Source organism: Clostridium zhoujianii (assembly GCF_051590805.1).
In the GTDB taxonomy this organism is placed as follows: Bacteria; Bacillota; Clostridia; order Clostridiales; family Clostridiaceae; genus Clostridium.
Genome location: NZ_JBPUTF010000004.1, coordinates 1 through 10,255, shown reverse-complemented (window position 1 = coordinate 10,255; position 10,255 = coordinate 1). Strand labels below are relative to the sequence as shown.

The 10,255-nt window shown below is 30.9% G+C and carries 11 protein-coding genes, 5 tRNA genes, 2 rRNA genes and 1 other annotated feature; of the genes, 1 reads left to right on the top strand and 17 read right to left on the bottom strand.

Annotated elements, in window-relative coordinates:
- Nucleotides 1-13 precede the first annotated feature (13 nt).
- The 3 genes from ACSYT2_RS16025 to ACSYT2_RS16015 all read right to left on the bottom strand — a co-directional run bounded on the left by ACSYT2_RS16025 (nucleotide 14) and on the right by ACSYT2_RS16015 (nucleotide 910).
- Entirely contained in the window at nucleotides 14-541 is a 528-nt protein-coding gene (locus ACSYT2_RS16025; RefSeq protein ID WP_430857967.1) for a GNAT family N-acetyltransferase, read from the bottom strand.
- A 160-nt stretch (nucleotides 542-701) separates the two neighbouring features.
- Nucleotides 702-792: transfer RNA gene (locus ACSYT2_RS16020), tRNA-Ser, on the bottom strand.
- A 27-nt stretch (nucleotides 793-819) separates the two neighbouring features.
- Nucleotides 820-910: transfer RNA gene (locus ACSYT2_RS16015), tRNA-Ser, on the bottom strand.
- Nucleotides 911-1,047: 137 nt separating this feature from the next.
- Between ACSYT2_RS16015 and ACSYT2_RS16010 the strand changes: the two genes are divergently transcribed.
- Nucleotides 1,048-1,851 (top strand): HAD family hydrolase, encoded by an 804-nt coding sequence (locus ACSYT2_RS16010; protein WP_438385170.1) that lies wholly within the window; start codon nucleotides 1,048-1,050, stop codon nucleotides 1,849-1,851.
- 94 nt (nucleotides 1,852-1,945) lie between these two features.
- On the opposite strand, the gene ACSYT2_RS16005 is transcribed toward ACSYT2_RS16010, so the two are convergent.
- The 14 genes from ACSYT2_RS16005 to ACSYT2_RS15940 all read right to left on the bottom strand — a co-directional run.
- A tRNA-Ser gene (locus ACSYT2_RS16005) sits at nucleotides 1,946-2,036 on the bottom strand.
- 141 nt (nucleotides 2,037-2,177) lie between these two features.
- Nucleotides 2,178-2,561, bottom strand: a complete 384-nt coding sequence (gene panD / locus ACSYT2_RS16000; RefSeq protein WP_430857969.1) for an aspartate 1-decarboxylase — start codon at nucleotides 2,559-2,561, stop codon at nucleotides 2,178-2,180.
- Between the two features lie 15 nt (nucleotides 2,562-2,576).
- Nucleotides 2,577-3,422 (bottom strand): pantoate--beta-alanine ligase, encoded by an 846-nt coding sequence (gene panC / locus ACSYT2_RS15995; protein ID WP_438385169.1) that lies wholly within the window; start codon nucleotides 3,420-3,422, stop codon nucleotides 2,577-2,579.
- A gap of 11 nt (nucleotides 3,423-3,433) precedes the next feature.
- Entirely contained in the window at nucleotides 3,434-4,261 is an 828-nt protein-coding gene (gene panB / locus ACSYT2_RS15990) for a 3-methyl-2-oxobutanoate hydroxymethyltransferase (protein WP_430857971.1), read from the bottom strand.
- Between the two features lie 3 nt (nucleotides 4,262-4,264).
- On the bottom strand, nucleotides 4,265-5,101 hold the full coding sequence (locus tag ACSYT2_RS15985) for a Rossmann-like and DUF2520 domain-containing protein (protein WP_438385237.1): 837 nt from the start codon (nucleotides 5,099-5,101) through the stop codon (nucleotides 4,265-4,267).
- 204 nt (nucleotides 5,102-5,305) lie between these two features.
- Nucleotides 5,306-6,586 (bottom strand): serine--tRNA ligase, encoded by a 1,281-nt coding sequence (serS, locus tag ACSYT2_RS15980; protein ID WP_430857972.1) that lies wholly within the window; start codon nucleotides 6,584-6,586, stop codon nucleotides 5,306-5,308.
- Nucleotides 6,587-6,638: 52 nt separating this feature from the next.
- Nucleotides 6,639-6,833: a binding site (T-box leader), on the bottom strand.
- Between the two features lie 68 nt (nucleotides 6,834-6,901).
- Nucleotides 6,902-7,129, bottom strand: coding sequence for a DUF1667 domain-containing protein (locus tag ACSYT2_RS15975; RefSeq protein ID WP_430857973.1), 228 nt, complete (start codon nucleotides 7,127-7,129; stop codon nucleotides 6,902-6,904).
- 16 nt (nucleotides 7,130-7,145) lie between these two features.
- On the bottom strand, nucleotides 7,146-8,561 hold the full coding sequence (locus ACSYT2_RS15970; protein ID WP_430857974.1) for an NAD(P)/FAD-dependent oxidoreductase: 1,416 nt from the start codon (nucleotides 8,559-8,561) through the stop codon (nucleotides 7,146-7,148).
- Between the two features lie 26 nt (nucleotides 8,562-8,587).
- Nucleotides 8,588-9,103 (bottom strand): transcription repressor NadR, encoded by a 516-nt coding sequence (locus tag ACSYT2_RS15965; RefSeq protein ID WP_438385168.1) that lies wholly within the window; start codon nucleotides 9,101-9,103, stop codon nucleotides 8,588-8,590.
- 22 nt (nucleotides 9,104-9,125) lie between these two features.
- Nucleotides 9,126-9,629 (bottom strand): HD domain-containing protein, encoded by a 504-nt coding sequence (locus tag ACSYT2_RS15960; protein ID WP_430857976.1) that lies wholly within the window; start codon nucleotides 9,627-9,629, stop codon nucleotides 9,126-9,128.
- Nucleotides 9,630-9,739: 110 nt separating this feature from the next.
- Nucleotides 9,740-9,815: transfer RNA gene (locus ACSYT2_RS15955), tRNA-Ala, on the bottom strand.
- 5 nt (nucleotides 9,816-9,820) lie between these two features.
- Nucleotides 9,821-9,897 (bottom strand) — tRNA-Ile (locus tag ACSYT2_RS15950).
- Nucleotides 9,898-9,904: 7 nt separating this feature from the next.
- A 5S ribosomal RNA gene (rrf, locus tag ACSYT2_RS15945) occupies nucleotides 9,905-10,021 on the bottom strand.
- A gap of 123 nt (nucleotides 10,022-10,144) precedes the next feature.
- Nucleotides 10,145-10,255 (bottom strand): 23S ribosomal RNA (locus ACSYT2_RS15940); the annotation flags it as partial.

Here is a 10,255-nt window from a genome sequence, read left to right as displayed (position 1 = left end):
GATAGCTCAAGCCTTATATTATTTCTCTATTTAAATTTAATTTTTCTAAAGTCATAACTATGGTATCCACATAGGTTCCTCTAAGATTATATGACTTATTTTTTACATATTCTTCCCTAAATCCAGCACTCTTATAACAATTAATTGCCCTCTTATTATCCTTTATAACCTCTAATTGAATAACTTCTGCATTTAAATCATCAAAAAGATACTCTGATAGTACCCTTAATGTATCTTTTCCATACCCCTTATTCCAGAACATACTACCTATTGTTATTCCTATAGAATATATTCTCTTTTCTTTATCTGTAACTTCATAGCGTACACATCCAACAAGTACATCTCTATCATTAATAATGCTAAGCCCTCTTCTGTACACCTTTCTTATTCTTGAGAAATTACTAAGAACATACCTCTTGTCAGGTATATCTCCATAATCACCATCATATTTCTTTACCTCTTCTTCATTACAAATCTCATACAACATACTAATATCTCTTTGCTCAATTAACCTCAAATAAATTTTTTCACCCTTTAGCATAAGTACACCTTCTTACTCAATATATAGTCTTATTATATTCCTCTATTGAAACTTATTCAAAAGTACAATTACCTATTAAGAATTATTTACCAAGATTATAATGTTCATACTCTTTTTTTATACAAAATAAAAAAACATCTAACAAATGTTAGATGTTTTTTGGCGGAGAATCCGGGATTTGAACCCGGGCGCCAGTTACCCGACCTACGCCCTTAGCAGGGGCGCCTCTTCAGCCACTTGAGTAATTCTCCATGTGCCTTCTATATAAAAAATATATATGGCGGAGAGACAGGGATTCGAACCCTGGGTACCCGTAAAGGTACGCCGGTTTTCAAGACCGGTGCCTTAAACCAACTCGACCATCTCTCCACAACTTACAGGAGTTATTATATCAACCATTAATGCTATTGTCAACATCATTATTTAAATTAATTTATTTTTTTATATTCTTTTCAATAAATAAACTTATACTATATAATGAGATAATTAAAATAATGGAGGTAACTATGACTTTATATGTTTCAGACTTAGATGGTACTTTATTAAATAACAATGCTGAGATCTCAGCTACGAGTAAAGAACTCTTAAATAAAGCGTTAAATAATAATGTACAATTCACAATAGCCACTGCTAGAACGCCTGCAACTGTAGTAAATATTCTAAAGGATGTTAATATAAATATGCCCGTTGTAACTATGAACGGTTCAGCTATATACGATATAAAAAAAGATAATTACTTACGCTATACAACTATAGACCTTAAATTTGTAAAGACTATTGATGCTTTAATAAAAAAAGAAAATCTAAATGCATTTATTTACACAATTAAAAATAATCATTTATTTGTATATCATCGAAGATTAAAACATCCTTATCAAATAAAATTTTATAATCAAAGAAAAAATAGTTCATTTAAAACTTTTATTCAAGAAGATTTTCCTTCTGATGCTGAAGTTCTTTATTTTACTATTATGGAATATAAAGATAAAATTAACTCACTTTATAATAAAATTAAAGCTATGAAAGATTTATATATAGTTAAATATAAGGATAACTATGATAATGATATCTATTATCTAGAAATATACAGTGTAAAATCTTCTAAAGCAAATGCAATAAAATATTTAAAGCAACATTATGATTTTAATAAATTAGTTACTTTTGGTGATAATTTAAATGATATACCAATGTTTGAGATATCCGATGAGTGCTATGCTGTAAAAAATGCAGTAGATGAGCTTAAAGAGATTGCAACTGGTGTTATTGGACTAAATACTGAGGATTCTGTAGCAAAATTTATAAGAAATTAACAGGAGCTATTTAATGCATTTTTATAGCGTTAAATGGCTTTCAAAGTATTTTGAACAAAACAAAAACCTCAACAATTTTGTTGAGGTTTCTTTGTGGCGGAGAGACAGGGATTCGAACCCTGGGTACCCGCGAAGGTACGCCGGTTTTCAAGACCGGTGCCTTAAACCAACTCGACCATCTCTCCACATCACGAATTGTATTATAGCAAGGTTCTATATACTTTGTCAACATAATATTGAAATTTTTTTATATTAATTTAAAACCGCCTGAATTATTTTCTAAATCTATTCAAGCGGAATTAATTAATGTTTTTTAATTTAAATAACTAAAATAATCTTCCATGTTTTTCATATCTGGAAACCTGACTTATTTTGTTTTCTTCATCTACAAATACAACATAAGGTTTATGCTCCTTAGCCTCTTCATTATCTATCTCACAATATGCCATAATGATTATCTTATCTCCAACCTGCACACACCTTGCTGCTGCTCCATTTAAACATATTAATCCTGATCCCCTTTCACCTGCTATTGTATATGTCTCAAATCTATTTCCATTATCTATGTCTACTATTTGTACCTTCTCGTATTCTAATATCCCTGCTGCATCTAATAAGTCCATATCTACTGTAATACTTCCTACATAATCTAATTCAGCTTGCACTACTTTCACTCTATGGATCTTACCTTTTAGCATTGTTACTCTCATTTATCTATTCCTCCACTAAATCTCATATATAAAATTATCAATTAATCTAGTTTTACCTATATAAACTGCAATAGCAACCAACACAGACTCCTCTAACCTATCTACCTTTTTCATTGATAATAAATCAACAACATCAACGTAATCTATTTTTGCTAATGGCTCCTTATCAATATTTTCTATAATGATATTGATAACTCTATTAGAATTACTTTCCCCATTTTCTATAGCCTTTCTCGCTAGGTTTAAAGATCTATTCAATATAGTCGCAGCCTTCCTCTCTTTAGGGCTTAAATAAGTATTTCTTGAGCTCTTAGCTAGTCCATCCTCTTCTCTCACGATTGGACATCCAACTATATCTATATCCATATTTAAATCCCTTACCATTCTTTTTATGACTGCTAATTGCTGAGCATCTTTCTGACCAAAATAAGCTCTATCTGGAGTTATAATATTAAATAGCTTAGTTACAACAGTACAAACACCTCTAAAGTGTATTGGTCTACTCTTCCCACATAGTTCTTCAGTTAATATATCCATATCTACAAATGAATAAAAATCCTCAAAATACATTTCTTTTGCCTCTGGATTAAATATTAAATTAGCTCCTCCATCACTGCATACCATACAATCTCTCTCTAAATCCCTAGGATAACTTGATAAATCCTCTGTAGGACCAAATTGCATAGGGTTAACAAATATACTTACTACAACCCTATCATTCTCCTCAGCTGCCCTCTTGATTAAACTCTGATGTCCTTCATGTAAGTATCCCATAGTAGGTACAAACCCTACCTTAAATCCTTGTAATTTCCATCCCTTAATAATTGATCTTACTTCGTTTATATTTTTTGAAATTTCCATTCTTATGCCCCTTAATATAATTTTTCTATAACATCATCTTCTACATTAAAACCATGCCTTTCTTCGGGAAAAACACAATCCTTTACTTCTCTTATATATCTACTGAATGCATCCTTCATAGTCTCACCTACATTGCTATACTTCTTAACAAACTTAGGAGTAAAATCTGAGTACATTCCAAGCATATCTTGATAAACTAATATCTGACCATCACACCCATCTCCTGCACCTATTCCTATAGTAGGTATATTTATTTTATCTGAAATAAGTTTAGCTAATCTTGTTGGTACACATTCTAATACAATTGAAAATGCTCCTGATGCCTCTACAGCCTTAGCATCCTCCAATAACTTCTTAGCTACCTCTTCACTTTTCCCTTGCACCTTAAATCCTCCAAAAGCATTTACTGACTGTGGCGTTAATCCTATATGAGCCATTACCGGTATCGATGCATTAACTATAGCTCTAATTTGTTCTTGAACCTCTTTTCCACCCTCTAACTTTACAGCATTAGCCCTGCCTTCCTTAATTAGTCTTCCAGCATTCACAACAGCATCATAAACTGAAGTTTGATAAGACATAAATGGCATGTCTGCAACAACTAATGAATTTTTTACACCTCTTGTTACAGCTCTTGTATGATGTATCATATCTTCCATAGTTACTGATAAAGTATCCTCATATCCTAAACAAACCATACCTAATGAATCACCTACAAGTATTCCATTAATTCCTGACTCGTCCATCAACTTTGCAGTAGAATAATCGTAAGCTGTAAGCATAGTAAGCTTATCATTCTTGTCTTTTGCCTCTTTAAAAGTTACTACTGTATTTTTCATTATCTACTCTCCCATCATTTTCTCCAATTTAGAATAATCCCTATTAATATTTTTAACTTTCCCTATACTAATAAGCTTTTTTGAAAGTAACCTATATAATTCCCTATCATCTTCGCTTAATGACTCCAAATGCCTCTTAATAGTGTTAATATCCCCTCTTTCTATAGGCCCAGTTAAACTATTTATTGTTCCTTTTTCAACTATATTTTGAATATTATTAATCATTAAAGGTTTTAATGCACTTAGTGCCTCTTCATCACTAAATCCACACTTTTTAAGTAAACTACCTCCTGTTTCAGCTAAAGCTATGACATGATTGCTTACAAATACTGATGCTGCATGATATTCTGATTTATTTTTCCATGATATTACCTGAGTTTTATTACCCAAGCCTTCTATCATATTTTTAATATCTTTTATATACTTATTTGGCCCCTCAATAGTTATAAAAGCCTCTTTTAATTGTTTATGAGAATTATATTTGTTGCTGATTGCGAACATTGGATGGATTGAATAACCATATGCATTATGGTCTTCTATATTAGAAAAGATACGTGATGATAATGAACCACTACAGTGGCAAATAATTTTATTTTCAATAGACAACTCTTTAATACTATTCCATATATCTTCTATAACTCCATCTGGAGTTGTAATGATAATAGCATCACTTTTTATTACAATTTCTTGAATACTACTAAAGTAATTTGATTTAGTAAATTTTGCTGCTTCCTTTGCTGATTCCAAACTTCTACTATAATATCCAACTATATTTAAATTATTTTCACTAAAATATTTACCTAAGGAAAATCCGACTTTTCCTGCACCTATAAAACCTATTTTTATGTTATCACCTCCACTAATTTGAGTGTGACACTACTTAGTCTCATTCCAATATGGATATGAGCAATCTTAAAAATAAAAAATCATCATCTGGTGTAGCTTTTCTATAAATACCACCCATAGTAAGAATCTAACATAATTTGTAAAACAATTCAATGAATATATAAAAAAAACCAGCCTTCTTTGAAAGCTGGTTTAAAATTATTTAGTTATAACATCACATCTTAAGAATTGTTTTAAAGCTTCTGGTATTAAAACTGTTCCATCTGCTTGTTGGTAATTTTCAAGTATAGCAGCTACTGTTCTACCAATAGCAACTCCTGATCCATTTAATGTATGAACAAATTGTGGTTTATCCTTTGGAGTTTCTTTATACTTAATATTTGCTCTTCTAGATTGGAAATCTTCAAAGTTTGAACAGCTTGAAATTTCAACATATCTATTGTAGCTTGGCATCCAAACTTCAATATCATACTTTAATGCAGCTGTAAATCCTAGATCACCCTTACATATTCTAACTATTCTATAAGGTAACCCTAATCCTTGTAGAACTGATTCTGCATCTGCTACTAACTTATCTAATTCAGCATAACTATCTTCTGGCTTACAGAACTTAACTAATTCAACTTTATTGAATTGGTGTTGTCTTACAAGTCCTCTTGTATCTCTTCCTGCTGATCCTGCTTCTGCTCTGAAGCAAGCTGAGTATGCAGCATGCTTTATTGGTAACTCATTTCCTGTAAATACTTCATTTCTGTACATATTAGTTACAGGTACTTCTGCTGTTGGTATTAAGAAGTAACCATTGTTTTCAACTTTAAATGCATCCTCTTCAAACTTAGGTAATTGACCTGTTCCTGTCATACTCTCTCTATTAACCATATATGGAGGTAATACTTCTGTATATCCATTTTCACAAGTGTGTTTATCTAAGAAGTAGTTTATTATTCCTCTTTCAAGTCTAGCTCCTAATCCTTTGTATATAGTAAACCTTGATCCAGCTACCTTTCCGCCTCTTTCAAAATCTAATATATCTAAATCTGTTCCTAGGTCCCAGTGAGCCTTTGGTTCAAAATCAAACTTAGTTGGTTCTCCCCATCTCTTTATTTCAATATTGTCTTCATCAGTTTCACCATCTGGTACTTGTGGATTTGGAATATTAGGGATTCTAAGCATAATAAATTGAATTCTTTCTTCAATCTCTGCTAATCTAACATCATGAACCTTTATTTCATCTCCTAATTCTCTCATCTCAGTCATTATAGCAGTAACATCTTCTCCTGCTTTTTTTAATTTAGGAATTTCAGATGAAACTTGATTTCTCTTACTTTTTAAAGCTTCTACTTCAACTAATATTTTTCTTCTTTCTTCATCTAAAGAAATTATTTCATCTATTACTGAAGTATCAAAGTCTTCTCCCCTGTTTGATAATGCATTTTTAATTTCTTCTGGATTGTTTCTAATTCTTTTTAAATCTAACATTATTTGTTCCTCCCTTAATTTTTTACATATAAAAAGAGCCCATCTTCCCTATAAAAGGGACGAAAGACTCCGCGTTGCCACCCTAATTGATAGAATAAATTCTATCCGCTTAATTAATTTAACGATTTCCCGTACTGCTCATCACAGTCCCTCCAAGGTGGATTCATAATAACTTACTATCAGTTTACACCATACACTGACTCTCTTAAAGTAAATTTACTATTACTAGCCTCATCATAGGTTTATTATTCAATTTTCAATATACATTTACTATATTACAAACAATACTTTCTTGTCAATATTTGACTAACTTATTTATTCTCTTTCTATCTTTTTTGTACAAACTATATCTATTCCTGTATTAAGTATATTCCTACATATTATATCTCCTATATCTATAGGGCTACTAACATATATTCTGCCCAAAACTTTAGAAAACTCTCTAAATAAATCTCTATCTATCTCTTTATTACTTTTAACTGATACTACCTTATGTCTATTATCACCTTTTATCCTAACTAAACTCGTAAATATTTCCTTCATAAATATTCTCCCTTACCTAAACCTCATTAAATTCTTTAATCCTACCTATCAATACCTTAGAATTTTTTGAATCCTCAACTATCTCTGTTGGCTTCTTATCCATTTCTCTAGCCAATATATTAATTATCTTTCTTACACAGTAAGAACCATGACAACTTCCAAGACCTGCCCCTGTTCTTCTCTTAATTCCCTCTACAGTTCTAGCTCCTAATGGTCTTCTTATACAATCAACTATTTCACCTTCAGATACGTCATTACATACACAAATTATATTACCGTATCTTTTATCTAGAGATATTATTTCATTTCTTTCTTTTTTACTCATATCTCTAAATCTATAGAAATCTCTTCTCTTATCAACAAAATTCTTTTTTAAAGTTGTTTTCATATTCTGTGCTATTGCATCACTAATTGTTTGCGCTATTGCTGGTGCTAAAGTAATCTTACCATAATGAGTACCTGTTACCCTTATATACCCCTTATCTATATCTGTATCATCAATTAACATAGAATCCTTCTTATATACTTCATTAAATATATTGCTAAGGTTACTATGATCTACTTCTGGTAATAGTAAATTAGCATAGTCTATTCCTTCTTCTATACTTAAGGCAGTAGATGTTTTTATTCCTACAATAGCTCCTCCAGATATATTAGGGATATTAAGAACAAAAGTATGTTCATTTAACGTATTTATAACTATCTTATTTAATTTATTTTTCACATTATCATCTAATAATAAATAATTCATATTTTTATGAATTATTTTGTCATTTATTAATTCAATTCTATTATTATTTTTTGATTCCATATATACATCATTAGGAATTGTATTAATAACTACTCTACAAGTAAACTTATTTTTATTAGTCGTTACCTTAAATCCCTTTGATATATTTTTTATTTCTATGACTTCTTCTTCAAATCTAAAATTAACACCATTATCAGCTGCAACCTCTGCATAGGCTATTGCAAGATCATAGGGTGCTATTATTGCAACATTTTCTGAATACAAAGCCTTCTTTATACTAATATCTTTATTAAGAGCTGGCTCGATATCATAAACATCATTTGCTTCAATTAAGTGTACCTTGTCAATACCTCTTGATCTAGCCTTATCATACATATTTTCCAGTTCCAATACTCCCCTATCGCTATCTGCTATTCTAATAGCTCCTATCTTATTATATGGCACATTAAATTTTTCACAGGCTTCTTCTATTAGATAACTGCCAATCTTCTCTAAAGAAGACATAACAGTATCTGATGTTTCTGAGCCATCATAAACCACCGATGTATTCACAAAGGATATATCATCTGCAATATCATAATCTTTCTCTATTAAAGCTATATTTAAGTTATATTTAGATAATTCATATGCAACAGAACACCCTATTATTCCCCCACCTACTACTAAAACATCATAATTCATAATTACCTCCAAGGATTTACTTAACATTAATTCTCTTCAATAATGAATCCTTTTTCTCTTAACTCCATTAATATAGAATCCATATTCTCTTGAGAGTCAGCTGAAATTGTATGTATATGTACGCCATCAGTTAATAGTGATAATGGCTTTGCACTATTTTGGCTATACCTTGTCATAAACTTTTCTAAATCATTTAAGTTTTTTATCATTAACATTCCCTTTATTTCTCCATACAATGGATGCTCTACAATTACATCCTCAATTATTCCACCATATTTAATAACAGTCTTTAACTCCTCAGCTAATCTATCTTCTTTATGAGTAACAGCTACTACAGACTTTATCCTATTATCCTCTTTCCCAATTATATATCCTTCTGGAGTAGCTATTATATTATTGCCTTTTGCTCTTAATATAGCAATATCTTTTACTATTATCTGTCTAGTAACGCCATATTTACAAGCCAATTTAGTACCCTTTAAAGCTTTATTAGAATCAATCAATGACTTTATTATATCTTCTCTTCTCTCAATTGAATTCATTATACCCCTCCTCTATAATTTTCTAACTATTATCATCAGCCTCTTTAATTATTTTAAGGTATATATTTGAATTGACCTTCTTATAATGGTGCTTCTCCACGGCTTCTAAAAATTCATTATCATATTTATCTATCTTCTTTAATAATTTAACTGACTTTTTAGGATGATTATAATATATATCTACCTTTTTATTGTTTTTATATTTTTTTAAATCTCCATTAGTAACCTTATCCAAAATTACTAATACAGATTTATCTATTACATTTAAACTCTTAGTGCTTTTACCTACATCATGAAGCAAGGCTATTTTAGCTAATTTTTTTTCATCTATATCACTATTAAATTTCTTATATCTATTTAATGCATCATTACATACCCTTATGCAATGATGTTTATCCGATATCTTTAATTTATTAAATATCTTTTCTTCATCCTTATTTAAGTATTTTTTGATTATTGTAGTATCTACTGGCTTAAATCTAGCAGTTATCGCCCACATAAATTGCTTAACTCTATATATTGCCATATCAATCTCCTTTTTTCATTTATCCATTATTAATCATAACATTATAGAGATTTATTATCAATTTCATATATAACAAAAAAGCTGTGAATTAACTTCACAGCTTTTCAATATGGTGGAGATAAAGAGATTCGAACTCTTGACCCCCTGCGTGCAAGGCAGGTGCTCTCCCAACTGAGCTATACCCCCAAAATTGGTGGACCTTCAGGGACTCGAACCCCGGACCTACCGGTTATGAGCCGGTTGCTCTAACCAACTGAGCTAAAGATCCCTATTGGACCTGGCAACGTCCTACTCTCCCACACAGTCTCCCATGCAGTACCATCGGCGCTGTAGAGCTTAACTTTCCTGTTCGGAATGGAAAGGAGTGTTTCCTCTACGCCATCATCACCAGATTTCCTACACAAATTATTATAATTTGTTAAATCCACCTTGTCAATATATTTTTAAAATATATTTTTCAGAAATTGTTCTCTGAAAATTGCACATAATATATATCAAATATTCTCGTTATTTATTTGGTCAAGCCCTCGACCTATTAGTATCAGTCAGCTCAATACATTACTGCACTTACACCTCTGACCTATCAACCTCGTGTTCTTCAAGGGGTCTTACTAGCTTATGCTATG

Excerpts from the sequence above, each read along its gene's own strand:
- ACSYT2_RS16025 (WP_430857967.1), bottom strand. The coding sequence starts at position 541 with ATGCTAAAGGGTGAAAAAATTTATTTGAGGTTAATTGAGCAAAGAGAT.
- serS (WP_430857972.1), bottom strand. The coding sequence starts at position 6,586 with ATGTTAGATTTAAAAAGAATTAGAAACAATCCAGAAGAAATTAAAAAT.
- panD (WP_430857969.1), bottom strand. The coding sequence starts at position 2,561 with ATGAGAGTAACAATGCTAAAAGGTAAGATCCATAGAGTGAAAGTAGTG.
- ACSYT2_RS15970 (WP_430857974.1), bottom strand. The coding sequence starts at position 8,561 with ATGAATTATGATGTTTTAGTAGTAGGTGGGGGAATAATAGGGTGTTCT.
- ACSYT2_RS15965 (WP_438385168.1), bottom strand. The coding sequence starts at position 9,103 with ATGAATTCAATTGAGAGAAGAGAAGATATAATAAAGTCATTGATTGAT.
- panB (WP_430857971.1), bottom strand. The coding sequence starts at position 4,261 with ATGAAAAATACAGTAGTAACTTTTAAAGAGGCAAAAGACAAGAATGAT.
- ACSYT2_RS15975 (WP_430857973.1), bottom strand. The coding sequence starts at position 7,129 with ATGAAGGAAATATTTACGAGTTTAGTTAGGATAAAAGGTGATAATAGA.
- ACSYT2_RS16010 (WP_438385170.1), top strand. The coding sequence starts at position 1,048 with ATGACTTTATATGTTTCAGACTTAGATGGTACTTTATTAAATAACAAT.
- ACSYT2_RS15960 (WP_430857976.1), bottom strand. The coding sequence starts at position 9,629 with ATGGCAATATATAGAGTTAAGCAATTTATGTGGGCGATAACTGCTAGA.
- panC (WP_438385169.1), bottom strand. The coding sequence starts at position 3,422 with ATGGAAATTTCAAAAAATATAAACGAAGTAAGATCAATTATTAAGGGA.